Origin of the sequence: Pseudarthrobacter sp. S3, from assembly GCF_050156905.1 — a bacterium.
Classification (GTDB): Bacteria; Actinomycetota; Actinomycetes; order Actinomycetales; family Micrococcaceae; genus Arthrobacter.
On record NZ_CP189583.1, the window covers coordinates 576847 to 590745 of the forward strand.

General features: G+C 65.6%; 13 protein-coding genes. 7 read left to right on the plus strand and 6 right to left on the minus strand.

Translation table 11 applies throughout. The annotated features are described in order from the left end of the window. The first annotated feature begins 27 nt into the window (after positions 1-27). Both ACQCSV_RS02845 and ACQCSV_RS02850 read left to right on the plus strand, forming a co-directional pair. A complete protein-coding gene (locus ACQCSV_RS02845) occupies positions 28-873 on the plus strand; it encodes a class I SAM-dependent methyltransferase (RefSeq protein WP_426939130.1) in 846 nt (281 codons plus the stop codon). Next, the gene (locus tag ACQCSV_RS02850; RefSeq protein ID WP_354155423.1) at positions 873-1304 is read left to right on the plus strand and encodes an SRPBCC domain-containing protein; all 432 of its coding nucleotides are present in this window, start codon (positions 873-875) and stop codon (positions 1302-1304) included. The genes ACQCSV_RS02845 and ACQCSV_RS02850 overlap by 1 nt, the downstream gene beginning before the upstream one ends. A gap of 73 nt (positions 1305-1377) precedes the next feature. On the opposite strand, the gene ACQCSV_RS02855 is transcribed toward ACQCSV_RS02850, so the two are convergent. The 5 genes from ACQCSV_RS02855 to ACQCSV_RS02875 all read right to left on the minus strand — a co-directional run bounded on the left by ACQCSV_RS02855 (position 1378) and on the right by ACQCSV_RS02875 (position 6174). Then, positions 1378-1656, minus strand: coding sequence for an HPr family phosphocarrier protein (locus ACQCSV_RS02855; protein WP_193340868.1), 279 nt, complete (start codon positions 1654-1656; stop codon positions 1378-1380). Between the two features lie 67 nt (positions 1657-1723). Then, positions 1724-3784 carry a PTS fructose transporter subunit IIABC gene (locus tag ACQCSV_RS02860; protein ID WP_426939131.1) on the minus strand — a complete coding sequence of 687 codons (2061 nt, stop codon included), beginning with the start codon at positions 3782-3784 and terminating at the stop codon, positions 1724-1726. Positions 3785-3786: 2 nt separating this feature from the next. Next, the gene (locus ACQCSV_RS02865) at positions 3787-4812 is read right to left on the minus strand and encodes a hexose kinase (protein ID WP_354155421.1); all 1026 of its coding nucleotides are present in this window, start codon (positions 4810-4812) and stop codon (positions 3787-3789) included. Then, positions 4809-5612 (minus strand): DeoR/GlpR family DNA-binding transcription regulator, encoded by an 804-nt coding sequence (locus ACQCSV_RS02870; RefSeq protein ID WP_354155420.1) that lies wholly within the window; start codon positions 5610-5612, stop codon positions 4809-4811. The genes ACQCSV_RS02865 and ACQCSV_RS02870 overlap by 4 nt, the downstream gene beginning before the upstream one ends. Before the next feature lie 304 nt (positions 5613-5916). Beyond that, entirely contained in the window at positions 5917-6174 is a 258-nt protein-coding gene (locus ACQCSV_RS02875; RefSeq protein WP_282329715.1) for a DUF6458 family protein, read from the minus strand. Between the two features lie 163 nt (positions 6175-6337). Here ACQCSV_RS02875 and ACQCSV_RS02880 point away from each other — a divergent pair, with 163 nt between their 5' ends. The 5 genes from ACQCSV_RS02880 to ACQCSV_RS02900 all read left to right on the plus strand — a co-directional run bounded on the left by ACQCSV_RS02880 (position 6338) and on the right by ACQCSV_RS02900 (position 12451). Next, a complete protein-coding gene (locus ACQCSV_RS02880; protein ID WP_426939132.1) occupies positions 6338-6955 on the plus strand; it encodes an alpha/beta hydrolase in 618 nt (205 codons plus the stop codon). A gap of 484 nt (positions 6956-7439) precedes the next feature. Beyond that, positions 7440-8228: an HAD family hydrolase gene (locus ACQCSV_RS02885; protein ID WP_426939133.1), complete on the plus strand. Its 789-nt coding sequence runs from the start codon at positions 7440-7442 to the stop codon at positions 8226-8228. Between the two features lie 81 nt (positions 8229-8309). Then, positions 8310-10652: a glycoside hydrolase family 65 protein gene (locus ACQCSV_RS02890; RefSeq protein ID WP_426939134.1), complete on the plus strand. Its 2343-nt coding sequence runs from the start codon at positions 8310-8312 to the stop codon at positions 10650-10652. A gap of 256 nt (positions 10653-10908) precedes the next feature. Next, positions 10909-11712 (plus strand): hypothetical protein, encoded by an 804-nt coding sequence (locus ACQCSV_RS02895; RefSeq protein WP_426939135.1) that lies wholly within the window; start codon positions 10909-10911, stop codon positions 11710-11712. Beyond that, the gene (locus tag ACQCSV_RS02900; RefSeq protein ID WP_426939136.1) at positions 11702-12451 is read left to right on the plus strand and encodes a LamB/YcsF family protein; all 750 of its coding nucleotides are present in this window, start codon (positions 11702-11704) and stop codon (positions 12449-12451) included. Before ACQCSV_RS02895 ends, ACQCSV_RS02900 begins: the two co-directional genes overlap by 11 nt. A gap of 90 nt (positions 12452-12541) precedes the next feature. Here ACQCSV_RS02900 and ACQCSV_RS02905 read toward each other — a convergent pair whose 3' ends face one another. Continuing rightward, complete coding sequence (locus ACQCSV_RS02905) at positions 12542-13891, minus strand: DUF445 domain-containing protein (protein WP_426939137.1); 1350 nt, start codon at positions 13889-13891, stop codon at positions 12542-12544. Positions 13892-13899: the final 8 nt, after the last annotated feature.

The following is a 13899-nucleotide window of genomic DNA, read 5'->3' on the forward strand; positions in this document are numbered from 1 at the left end:
AGCCTGTCAAAGGAGAGGGGCGCCACCATGAATGACAATGCGGACGTAGACGAGGCAGACCGGGCATTGAAGCAAAAGCACCGGACCATGTGGGCCTCAGGGGATTACCCGGCACTGGCCAGTGAGCTGGTGCAGGACCTCGGGGCCATTCTGGTTGATGCCTGCGGAATCAAGCCGAAGCAGCACGTTTTGGACGTGGCCGCCGGCGCCGGCAACGCGGCCATCCCTGCAGCCATGATGGGCGCGCATGTGGTGGCCAGCGACCTCACCCCGGAACTGTTCTCCGCCGGGCGTCGGCAGGCTGCCGATCGCGGCGTCGGGCTTGAATGGGTGGAAGCGGACGCCGAGGCGCTGCCGTTCGAGGACAATTCGTTTGACGTGGTCACGTCCTGCCTGGGCGTGATGTTCGCTCCGCACCATCAGGCCGGAGCGGACGAAATTCTCAGGGTGTGCAAACCCGGCGGCACCATCGGCCTGCTCAACTGGACACCCGAAGGCTTCATCGGAAGGATGTTTACCACCATGAAGCCGTTCGCGCCGCCGCCTTCGCCCGGCGCCCAGCCGCCGCCGCTGTGGGGGAGCGAGGATCACGTGCGGGAACTCTTCGGGAGCAGGATCACCGATATCCAGGCGAAGAAGCGTTCGCTGGCCATCCGCAGTTTCCACCAGCCGGAGGACTTCCTGCGGTACTTCAAGTCCCACTACGGCCCCACCATCTCGGTCTATAAGTTCATTGGCGATGACAAGGACAAGGCGCAGGCCCTGGACAAAGCGCTCACCGAACTGGCCGATTCCTTTGGCGAGGCCCACGGCGATGCCGTATGGCAAATGGAATGGGAATATCTACTTGTGACCGCCAAGGAGGCCCGATAGTGCCCGGGAACCATGTGGCCACATCCACCGTCACCATCGAGGCTCCGGCGGACCGCGTCTGGAAAGTTATCACCGATCCCGCCGCCGTGAAGGAGTTCATGTTCGGCGCGGACCTGGAAACCGACTGGACGGAAGGAAGCCCCATGGCCTGGCGCGGGGAGTGGGAAGGCAAACCCTACGAAGATAAGGGCGAGATCCTCGAGGTAGACCCCGGACGCAGATTGGTCCACACGCACTTCAGCCCGCTGGGCGGTCAGGAAGACAAGCCGGAAAATTACCACACGCTCACCTGGACCCTCGAGGGCCAGGGCAGTGCAACAACACTCACGCTCTCGCAGGACAACAACGCCAGCGAAGACGCGGCCGAACACTCCAAGGGCATGTGGGACATGCTCGTGGCGGACGTCAAGAAGATCGCAGAACGCGGCTAAGAAACCAGCGGCCGCCGTCGTACCTTCCCAGGAGAGGGGACAGGCGCGACGGCGGCCGCTGGCGTCAGGCTGTTTACTCGGCGTCGTGATCCGTTTCCAGGATCTGGACCAGACGCTCCAGGGCGTCATCCGCGCCGGTACCTTCTGCGCGGAGCACCACAACATCGCCGTGGGCGGCACCCAGGCTCATGAGGGACAGGATGCTGGCGGCGTCCATTGCCTCATCGACCGGCTCGCCCTGGCGGGCGATGGTGATGTCCAGGTCGAACTCGCCGGCGGCCTCGGCAAAGATGGCGGCGGGGCGGGCGTGCAGGCCTACTCGGCTGGCGACGGTTGCGGTGCGTTCTGACATTTGTGCTCCTTTGTCTTTCGGCGCGTCCGTTGGTTCAGCGCCGTGGGTGGTGGTGCGGTGCGGCCGGTCAGACCGTTACTGGAACCGACTCAACGGTAACAGCGGGCTGGCGGACGGCCCAGCGCTTAAGGGCGATCACTGACAGGGCGGTGACGACTGTTCCGACAATGATAGAGACAACGAACATCAGGAAGTTGTCGATGGCGAAGAAGACAAAGAGACCGCCGTGCGGGGCTTTTGACCCTACACCGGCCGCCATGGAGATGGCGCCGGTGACGGCTCCGCCTAGCATGCTGGCCGGGATGACGCGGAGCGGGTCCGCAGCGGCGAAGGGAATGGCGCCTTCGGAGATGAAGGATGCCCCCAGCAGCCAGGCGGCTTTGCCGTTCTCGCGCTCAGCCAAGCTAAAGCGCTTCTTGTCCAGGACCGTGGACGCGAGTGCCATGGCCAGCGGCGGAACCATGCCGGAGGCCATGACGGCCGCCATAATCTGCCACGGTGCCTGATTGTCCAGCGTTGCGGCACCCAGGCCAGCGACGGCGAAGGCGTAGGCGACCTTGTTGACCGGACCGCCGAGGTCGAAGCACATCATCAGGCCAAGGATGATGCCGAGGGCTATGGCGCTGGCACCAGTCAGGCCGGACAGGAAGGAGTTCAGCCCAACAGTGATGGCGACGATCGGAGCGCCCAGGATCAGGAACATGAGGCCCGAGGCCACGATGGAAGCCGCCAGGGGGATGATCACCACGGGCATCAGGCCGCGCAGCCAGCGGGCAACCTGAAGTTGGCCGATAACGTGCGCGATGTAACCGGCCAGGAGACCACCGACGATACCGCCTAGGAAGCCTGCGCCCATAAAGCCGGCAACGGCGCCGGCAACGAAACCCGGTGCGATGCCTGGCCGGTCGGCAATCGCATACGCGATATATCCGGCCAGTGCGGGAACCAGGAATCCGAGCGACAAGGCGCCGATCTTGAACAAGACCGCACCGAGGTACGCACCGAGCGGGCCCCACGCGTTCTCAGGGAATTCTGTGGGCAGGTTGAAAATGCTGTTGTCCACCACGATGGTGTCCGCGTACTTGGTGATGAGGTAGCCACCCATCAGGAAGCCCAACGCGATCAGGAGGCCGCCACCGGCGACGAACGGGATCATGTAGCTGACTCCGGTGAGGAGTGCCTTCTTCAGCTTTTGGCCGATGTGTTCGCCCTTTTCGGTGGCTTCGTTCTCAGCCTGTTCCTCGGCCCCGAAGTGGGGGACTCGGCGCGCATTCGGGTTGTCGGCGGCAGCGAGCGCCTCCTGGACCATCTTGGCCGGCTCGTCGATGCCGCGCTTGACGGGGGCGTTGATGACGGGCTTGCCAGCGAAGCGCTCCTTGCCGCGGACATCCACGTCCACGGCGAAGATCACGGCTTCGGCGGCGGCAATGACGGCAGGGTCAAGCGGCTTGGCCCCGGAGGAACCCTGGGTCTCCACCTGCAGGTCCACGCCCATTTCCTGGGCTGCGGCAACCAGTGAATCGGCGGCCATGTAGGTGTGGGCGATGCCGGTGGGGCACGCGGTCACAGCCACCAGACGCCTGCGGCCAGCGGTGGTTGAGCCAGTAGCAACAGCACCGGCAACAGCAGCAGCGGGCGCAGCTTCGGCAACCGCAGCGGCTGCGTGGGCCGCCGGCTTGTCCGCCAAAGCGCCGTCCACCAGTGCCACGACCTCTTCCCGCGAAGATGCATTGCGGAGTGCCGCAGTGAAATCCTTTTTGATCAGGGACCGGGCCAGCTTGGACAGCAACTGCAGGTGCTCCTGGTCCGCGCCGTCCGGCGCGGCGATAAAGAAGACCAGGTCCGCGGGCCCGTCCTTGGCGCCGAAGTCCACCTTGGGGTTGAGCCGGGCCATGGCCAGAGTGGGTTCGATGACCGCAGCAGAGCGGCAGTGCGGGATGGCGATGCCGCCGGGGATGCCGGTGGCGGTCTTCTGTTCGCGGGCGAAGGCATCGGCGAAGAGGCCTTCGACTTCTGACGCGCGGCCGGTGGCAGCTACTGTGCTGGACAGGTGCCGGATCACGTCCTCGGGCGAGGTGCCCAGGTTCTGGTCGAGCACGACCAGGTCGGTGGTGATGAGCTGAGTCACTGTCAATCCTTTCGAAGAGCCGTGATGGTTACGGCATCCGGGGTGGTTTGGTGGACTGCCGGGACAGTGGAACCCGGCAGGGAGGCGGCGGCGGCACCATGTGCCACTGCCTGACGGAGGCAATCGGCCGGGGCGGCGCCCTGGCCATGGGCGAGCAGATAGCCAGCCAGCGACGAATCGCCCGCGCCGACCGTACTGACCGCGGCGACCGGCGGATGCGTGGCCAGCCACGCGCCGTCGGCCGTTACCAAGACAGCTCCCTTGGATCCGAGAGTTGCCAGCACAGCACCCACACCGGAACGCACGACGGCGGCGGCGGCTGCCGCGGCAGCCTGTGGATCCGCTTCCAGTTCGTCTGCGGTGGACGCCGTGGCGAAGCCGGCTGCAGCAGCCAGTTCCGCCAGTTCCTCGGCGTTGGGTTTGAGGAGGTCCGGTTTCCCGGACACCCCGTCCTGTGAAGTCCCATGCTGTGCCGTGCCGTCCGGCGAGATTCCGGAGACGGCGGCGACGAGCGGGCCGCCGGAGGAGTCGACGGCGATCAGCGGGGCGCCGCCGTCGGCCGCAGTCCGCAGCCGCCGGGTGACGGTCGCGTAGAAGTCGGCGGGGAAGCCGGGAGGCAGGGAACCTGCCAGGACTACCCAGCTGGCGCCGCGGGCGCGTTCCAGCAGCAGGCCGATCAGGGCTTCCTGCTGATATGCGTCCATGATGGGTCCGGGCTCGTTGATCTTGGTGGTCACGCCACCCGGCTCGGTGAGTGCCACGTTGGTGCGCAGCGGCTCGTCGATGGGAAGGGCCGCGAACGGCACGCCGTCGTGGAGCAGCCCGGCGAGGACGGGATCATTCTCAGCGCCCGGAAGCACCGCGATAGTCTCCAGGCCGGAGGCGACCAGGGCGCGGGAAACGTTGACGCCCTTGCCGCCGGATTCCTGGCTGACCGAAACCGCGCGTTGGACTTCGCCGCGTGCCAGGGGGCCGGGCAGGGCCACCGTGCGGTCCAGGCTGGGGTTGGCCGTGAAGGTGACAATCATGCGATCACCACGTCAACGCCGGCCTCGGTCAGGGCTGCCGCGAGTTCGGGGCTGGGCTCGCTGTCTGTAATCAAGGTGTCCAGATCTTTCAGGGAGGCGAACTGGACCAGGGTTTCCACGTCCAGCTTGGAGGAATCGGCCAGCACCACGATGCGGTGCGCCGAATGGACGAAGGCCGCCTTGACGGCGGCTTCTTCAGGATCGGGAGTGCTAAGGCCAAAGCTGGCGTGGATGCCATTGGTGCCGATGAAAGCGACGTCGGGGCGCAACCGCTGCGCCGCTTCCACAGTTACCTGCCCCACCGCGGCCTGGGTGAGCCCGCGCACCCTGCCGCCGAGGACTTGGAGGGCGATGCCGGGCGCACTGGACAGCTTCGCCGCGATGGGGACGGCGTGGGTGATGACTACCAGTTCGGCGCCGGGTCCGGTAGCCGAAGGCTCGACGGCGGTGCGCCGGGCGAGAAGGTCGGCCAACGCTTCAGTGGTGGAACCGGCGTCGAGCAGGATGCTGCCGAACGTGGCCTGGGGGATCAGGGCCAGGGCCGCCTGGGCGATTCGCACCTTCTGGTCCGGGCGCTGGATGGTCCGTTCGTTGATGCTTTCCTCGGTGGTGCTGAAGCGGTCGGCGGAAACCGCTCCGCCGTGGACACGGCGCACAGTGCCGGTGCTTTCGAGGGCGGCCAGGTCGCGGCGGACAGTTTCGGTGGTGATGCGGAAACGCTCAGCCAGCAGGGTCACGCTCACCCGGCCGGTGCCGGCAACAAGCTCGGCTATCTTCTGCTGGCGCTCCTCGGCAAACACATACCCTCCATTGCGTAAAGTGCTGAATCCCAGCCCTGAAATCCAGTGACTGGCATCACATGATGTTGAATTACTTGACTTTATCTTTGTCTATGTTGGTTTGTCAATGAAAACCATAAAAACACAGAACCCCCGGGAGTTTTTGTCCACGTATTGCGAGCCGAACGGCCCGAAAGTCCGGATAAGTGGACGAAAACTCGCGGGGCGGGGCGGGGCGCGCCGGGTTAGGCCTCGGTTAGGCCGGCAACGCAAAAGCCGGGCCCGACCTTTTCGGTCGGGCCCGGCTTCCGGGTGGGTTTGAAGCCTAGATGCCGCCGTCGCGGCTTTCGTTGCGGGTGATGCGCTCGCCGGTGTTGGGATCAACCACCGACCGGGTTTCGCTGACCCGGCGGCTGCGGCCCGGTGAGGCCAGGATGAGGGAGGTGATCAGCCCGATCACACCAACGGCCATCAGGATGTATCCAATCAGGACCTGGTCTATGAAGGGGATCAGCCCCGGGGCTACGGCCCAGGCCAGGATGGCGCCGAGTGCAATAAGGAAAATGGAGGAACCGATTCTCATGACTTGCTCCTTAGTTGTTCGAGTACGTGTGGTGCCAAGCTTGATAAGCATGCTGTCTTACGCTCACGCTACAGTCCGTCGGGGCACGATTCAATGATTGGGCCGCCCGGGGCGCGCCAGCGTCTTGGCTGTTCAGGAGCCTGGCGCTCGTTAGGCTGATCTGATGGAGACAGTTGTTTGGTCCAAGCCGGAGGCTGAGCGGGCCGGCACGCCGTTGCTGGTCATGATGCATGGCTACGGCACGGACGAGTCCCGAATGGTGCGGCTGTTTGAATACCTCCCGGCCGAGTTCACTTGTGCTGCGCTGCGGGCGCCCATGGTGATCGGTGACCACTACGGCTGGTTCCTCCTGGACTACTTCCTGGCCAACGATTTCGCGGATGTCATCACGGCCACCAACGCCGTCCAGGCGTGGATCAGCTCCGTCCGGGGCCAGCACAGCAGCGTCAGCCTGTTGGGCTATTCCCAGGGAATGGCCATGGCCAGCACGCTTCTGCGCCTTCATCCCTCGGAGTACCAGGCAACGGTGGGCCTCTCGGGTTTTGTGCTGGAAAGCGAACTGCTGTCGCTGACCGAATTCTTCACGGCCCCGCCGCCCTTCTTCTGGGGTCGGGACAAGGCGGACCTGGTGATCAATGAGGACGCAACGGCCTACACCGGACAATGGCTGAACGAAAACACCCGGCTGACCGCCAGGACATATCCGGGCATGGGCCACGCCATGAGCAAGACGGAGATGGTGGACGTCAGCGCCTTCCTGCGCCACTACGTGCTCGGCTGACTACCTGCTCCACTCAACGGCATGCCGGGGCCGAAATCCGTACCCCGCAGGGCGTGTGCCCGGTATCGCACCATGAGAAAAAACAGTTGCACGCCAAATCTGTAGGCTCTTACACTCTTTGGTGGCCCACTCTTGCGGGTCACTGAAACCATCGGAGAGGGAAGCCGGACCCATGCCACGTGCCATGCCTCCTGCCTGCCTTGCGCCACCGCCCCGCGTCCGCCAAGTTGTCAGGCCGTGCCAAGGCGCCCATGATGGAAGAAAACGTTCAACAGCAGCCCACCGGCCCGCCGAGGTTTTCACCTTGGCCCTCAGCCGCCCCTGCTGACCCGGCGGCATCGTGGCCGCCCTCCCCGCTCCTGCTCGGCCCCTCCTTGTTGCCCCGCTTTCGGCCCGCTCTGCTTTCTGCCTATTTACCTACCGCCCAGTAACAACCCGCCCGTGACAGCCCGCCTGTTGCCCGCCGTCTGAAAGGACATCGCGCATGACTGACGTTCTGAACACCCGAAGCACCAGCTGGACCACCGCCTCCGCCATCCTGTTCGACCTCGACGGCGTGCTGACCCCCACGGCCACTGTCCACGAACAGGCGTGGAAAGAACTTTTCGAGGGTTTCCTGGCGTCCCGTCCGGATGTCCCCGGCTACCGCGAGGACGACTACTTCGACCACATCGACGGCAAGCCCAGGTTCGATGGCGTCCGTGACTTCCTGGCGTCCCGCGGCATCGTGCTGCCCGAAGGTGCGCCAAGTGACGGCACTGCCGGTCATGCGCCCACCGAGGGCGCCGAGCAAGATGCCACCCGGCAGGACCCCGCCGATGCCACCGTCCAGGGGCTGGGCAACCGCAAGAACAAGGTTTTCAATGACATCGTCAGCGCCGGCGTCGAGCCGTTTGAAGGCTCGGTGCGCTTCCTGGAAGCCGCGGTGGGCCGCGGACTCAAGGTCGCCGTGGTCTCCTCGTCCCGGAATGCTCCGGCTGTCCTGAAGGCCGCAGGCTTGAACAGGCACTTCGAAATAGTGGTTGACGGCGTCGTGGCTGCGGCCGAGGGCCTCCCCGGCAAGCCGAGCCCGGCCACGTACCAGTACGCCGCGGAACTGCTGGGCCTGCCCAGCGACGAATGCGTGGTGGTTGAGGACGCCGTCTCGGGCGTCCAGGCCGGATGCGCGGGGCACTTCCACTCGGTGATCGGCGTGGACCGCGGCGCCGGCCGGCAGACCCTGCTCGACGCCGGGGCCACGCGTGTGGTCAACGACCTCAACGAGCTCCTCTAACGCCATTCGCCGCCTGACGCTCCCCGGCCTCAGGCACGAAGCACTTCCCCGCACCGCACAACGCCAAAGGACCCCAACACCATGGCTCTCATCACCGCGGACCGTGAACGGTTCCCCAACACCCCCTGGCAGCTTGTGGAAACACGCCACCAGCCGGGCAGCGCGGGCACGCTGGAAACGCTCTTTGCCCTTGGCAACGGGCATCTGGGTATCCGTGGCGCCCACTGGGCGGCCGCGGACGCCGATCTTCCGGGGAGCTTCATCAATGGCCTGCACGAGATCTGGGATATCAAGCACGCGGAGAACGCATTCGGCTTTGCCCGGACCGGACAGCGGATCATCTACATCCCGGATGCGAACAACTTCACAGTGGTCATTGACGGTGAGAGCCTCATGCTCGCCGAATCGACAGTCCTGGATTACCGCCGCTCCGTTGACTTCGCCACGGGCATCTACGAATGCCGCATCTCCTGGCTGTGCCGGTCCGGCGCCACGGTGACCACCACCGAACGTCGCGCCGTGGGCTTCGCCTCACGTGGCAGCCTGGGCATCTCGCTCGAAGTGGCGTCGGACCGCGAGGTATCCGCCGACGTGACGTCGTACGTCATCAACCGCCAGGACCAGCCTGTGGAGGACCACTCGGCGCATGACCCGCGCCGGGCGGGCCGGCACGCCGGCCGGGTCCTCCTGCCGGTAAGGACCGACGGCGGCGACGGCTCGCTCCGTCTCTCCTGGGAAGCGGCGGAATCCGGGCAGCGCGTAGGAATCGCCGTGGACCACTGGACCTCGGCCGGGCACCAGCCTTTCGAGACTGTGGCGGGCGAGGATGACAGCAGCGTCCGCTATGTCCTGGCGGTAGGGGCCCAGGAGCCGTTCCGGCTGGAAAAGAGCGTCAGCTACGCAGCGGGCCGCGGCGTCCAGGACTCGGCGCGGGACGCCGCGGAGGCCGCCGAAGCCGGGCTCCGTACTGTGGAGGACATCTTCACCGAGAGCGGCGAGCACTACCGCGCGTACTGGGCCACCTCGGACATCGTGGTGGGCGGCCAGCCCGAACTCCAGCAGGCCATCCGCTGGAACTTGTTCCAGCTTGCCCAGGCCACCGCCCGGGCCGACATCGCCGGCATCCCCGCAAAGGGCGTCACAGGCTCAGGTTATGAAGGGCACTATTTCTGGGACCAGGAGGTCTACCTCCTGCCCTACCTCACGTACACCAACCCCGACGGCGCCCGCCAGGTCCTGGAGTTCCGGCACGACATGCTGCCGGCCGCCAAGATCCGGGCCAAGGAGCTCAGCGTGGACGGGGCGCTGTTCCCGTGGCGCACCATCAACGGCCTTGAAGCCAGCGCCTATTACGCCGCCGGCACGGCGCAGTTCCACATCGCAGCCGCCATTGCCTTCGCCACCAACCGCTACCTGTGGGCCAGCGGCGACGAATCCTTCCGCGAGGGCATGGGTGCCGAGCTGTTGATCGAAACCGCCCGCATGTGGAGCTCCCTGGGATTCTTCGGAAAAGACGGGCTCTTCCACATCCACGGCGTCACCGGACCGGACGAATACACGGCCGTTGTCAACGACAACCTCTACACCAACGTGATGGCAAGGTTTAACCTGCGCACCGCCGCCGCGCTGGACCACGCGGGGATCGACGACGCCGAACGCGAGCTGTGGGAGCAGGCGTCGAACCGCATGCAGCTGCCGTTCGACGATGACCTGCAGGTCTATTCGCAGGACAACGACTTCATGACCCTGGAGCCGTGGGACTGGACCACTCCCCGGTCCAAGTACCCGCTGCTGCTGAACTTCCACCCGCTGGTGATCTACCGGCACCAGGTACTGAAGCAGGCAGACACCGTGCTGGCCATGTTCTTGCAGTGGCAGGATTTCTCCGCTGAGGAGAAGCGCCGGGCGTTCGATTTCTATGATCCCATCACCACCGGCGATTCCACCCTCTCGGCTTGCGTGCAGGGAATCATGGCCGCCGAGGTGGGTCACCCCGAAGCTGCCCTGGAGCACTTTACGAACGCCGTTTTCATCGACCTGGACGACACCCATGGCAACACCATCGACGGCGTGCACATCGCCTCCGCCGGGGGAGTCTGGAGCTCGCTTGTCTCCGGCTTTGCCGGGCTCCGGGACCAGGGCCACCTGCCGTTCTTCGATCCGAGGCTTCCGGCGGAGTGGGAGGCATTGTCCTTCCACCTGAAGATCCAAGGCCGGCTGCTGCTGGTGGAGCTCGACGCCGGTGCACTCACCCTCAGCATCCGCAGCGGCGGACCGCTCGACGTCGATGTCCGCGGCCAGGTGCACACCATTGGTGAAGAAGCAGTCCGGGTTGCCCTGGCTCCCTTTGAGGTTCCGGAACGCACTGTCTTCCCCGGCGGGCCTCCGACGGCGAGCCTCCCCATCGTGGGGTTTCGCGCCTGAAGTGACTACGCGCCTTAGGTGAGGCTGAAGCGTCAGTCTCCTGCCGCCGTCGTGCGTTCCACGTCTGCTGGCTTGCATGGAAACGCAGGCCCACAGCAGGGTCCACAGCATCTAGGCTCGGCCGGTTCTTGGCGTAACTCAGAGGCACGGTTCGGTTGGGACCGGAACCGCATTAGTCTTAAGCACCCTTAGTGTTAAGGCAGGGCCGCAGCCAAAACTGCCGGCGGACACACGCAGTACCGAAGCAGAGGTGACCATGGCCAAGCGCAGAAATCCCGCAGTACGTATCGCACAGGAGACCGCCCACAACGCGGTGTTCGACTCCGACGGCAAACCGAAACCCGGCGTTCACAACGTGCTCCTCCGGGCAGTTGAAATCCAGCGGCCGCTGGTGCTCGCCTACGTCCGGCGGCTGCAACGAAAACACCCGCGCGCCAGTGCCGCCAAGCTCGCGGAGATCCTCGAACGCGACTACCTTCGGGCGGTGGCTGGCGGTGGTGCAATCGTTGGCGCAACTGCCGTTGTGCCGGGCGTCGGAACTGTGGCTTCCCTGGGCCTCTCCGCTGCGGCTACCGTGGGCTTCCTGGAAGCCACAGCCCTATATGCCACGTCGCTGGCGGAACTCCATGGCATCCGGCTGACCAACCCGGAAAAGGCCAGCACCATGGTCATGGCCATCATGCTGGGCGAAGAAGGCACGGCACTGCTGGGAACGTTGAGCGGCCAGGCCATGGGCAAGGGAGCCAGCCCCACGCAGGCGTGGGGCAACGTCCTGACCAAGTCCATGCCATCGGGCTTCGGTGCCATTCGGAACAAGATCCAGAAGGCCTTCCTCAAGAACCTGCTCAAACGCCAAGGCACTGCGCTGCTTGGCCGGGCGCTTCCGTTCGGCATCGGCGCGGTGGTGGGCGGTGCCGGTAACCTCATTATGGGCCGCGCCGTGGTGGCGAACGCCAAGGAAGCCTTTGGCCCCATGCCGGACACCATCCCGGGGGAGCTCAAGGCCGCGGCGGCGGAACCGGAAAAACTTACTCTGGAAGGCAACAACCTTGGATCTTAACGCTGATCTCGGCGAATCGTTCGGCTTGTGGAACATGGGGGACGACGCCGCCATGTTCCGGCTGGTGACCAGCGCGAACGTGGCATGCGGCTTCCACGCCGGGGATCCCATCACCATGCTCGACAGCTGCCGTGCCGCTTTCGAACTTGATGTGACCGTCGGTGCGCACGTGGGGTATCGGGACCTGGCCGGGTTCGGCCGCCGGTCCCTGGACATGTCCTTCGATGAGCTCTTCGGCGACGTGCTCTATCAGCTGGGCGCGCTCGACGGCGTGGCGCACGCCGTCGGTGCCTCCGTTGACTACGTCAAGCCGCATGGTGCCCTGTACAACCGCTTGGTTCACGACGCCGAGCAAGCCTCTGCCGTGGTCGCCGCCATCCAGGCCTACGACCCCGGGCTGCCGATCCTCGGGCTGCCCGGCTCGCAGCTGCTGATCCAGGCCAAGGAAGCCGGCCACCCGGTGTTTGTTGAGGCCTTCGTGGACCGCGCCTACCAGGCGGACGGGACCTTGGTGCCGCGCTCCCAGCCCGGTGCTGTCCTGCACGACGTCGGTTCGATCGTTGAGCGGGCCGTGCGGCTCGCGACGAAGGGCGAAGTTGTGGCCCTGGACGGAACGGCGGTTCAGGTCAGGCCCGACTCCCTGTGCATCCACGGCGACACCCCCGGGGCCGTGGAGATGGCCGCCGGTGTTCGGGCCGGGCTCGAAGCGGCCAGCGTTCAGCTGGAGTCCTTCGCGTAGTCAGCCCACTGCAACGCGGGGTCACTAACGGCCCATGCCGCGCGCCAACATGGGCCGTAAGTGACCCCGCGTTGGTTTGGAAGGGCCTGGTCAGCCGAAGACCAGGTGCGCCGCGCTGAAGATGACCAGCCCGGCCAGTGAGCCCACCACGGTGCCGTTGATCCGGATGAACTGCAGGTCCTTGCCCACCTGGAGTTCGATTTTCTGCGACGTTTCCTCGGCATCCCAGCGGGCCACGGTATCGGTGATCACGCCGGCGATGTCGGAGCGGTAGGTCCGCACCAGGTAGCCGGCGGCGTCGCCGATCCAGGCGTTGACCTTGCCGGCAAGTTCAGCGTCGTTCACCAGGCGTGAGCCGAAATCGCGCACTGCCGCCTTGAACCGCACCGTCAGCTCGCTGTCCGGATCGTCCACCGCGGACAGCAGGGCGCTCTTCACGGTTCCCCAGGTGCGGGAGGCCAGTTCGCGGACCTCGGGGTCTCCCAGTACCTGTGCCTTGATGTCCTCGGCCCGGTCGATCATGACGGGATCGTGCTGAAGATCCTGCGCGAGGTCGTTCAGGTACTTATCGATCTGCTGCCGCACCTGGTGGTTCGGATCGGATTGCACGGCGCGCGCGAACTTGAGGATCTCCACGTAAACCTTGTCGCCCACGAGCCCGTCCACAAACTGCGGGACCCAGGTGGGGGAGCGGTCCGAGACCAGCCGGCTGACGGTTTCGTGGTTGTCATCCACCCAGTCCGCGGCACGGTCCACCAGCAGGTCCACCAGCTTGTGATGGTGCCCGTCGGCAAAAATCCGTTCCGCCATCCTGCCTACGGGCGGTCCCCACGGCGGAGCCAGCAGGTGCTTACGCACCATTCCCTCGATGACCGCCTGGACGTCGTCGTCGTTCAACACCTTGAACGCACCGCGGATTACGGCGGCACCCTCCTTCGCCACCCGCTCGGCGCCACCCGGCCCGGCGAGCCATTGCCCGGCCTTCCGGGCGACGTTTACGCTGGCCAGCTTGTCCTGGACCACCTGTTCCGACAGAAAGTTGGTCTCCACAAATTCGCCGAGCGACGCCCCGATCTGGTCCTTGCGGCGCGGGATAATGGCGGTGTGCGGGATCTTGATGCCCATGGGGTACTTGAAGAGCGCGGTGACGGCGAACCAGTCGGCCAGCGCGCCCACCATGCCGCCCTCAGCCGCGGCGCGGACGTACTGCAGCCACGGATACTCCTTCTGCAGCGCGAACGCGAAGACAAAAATGACCGCCATGGCAATGAGGAGTCCCAGCGCCAGAAGCTTCATTTTCCGCAGCGCTGCCGCCTTTTCGGCGTCCCCGGCGCTGAGCTGATGACCGGCGACGGCGGCACTCGCCTTGGGGGACCGCGACGCGGGATCTGCGGGCCCGGGCGGGGGCTGGCGGGTAGTTGGCTCAGAGTTCACCTGCATGTGCCCAG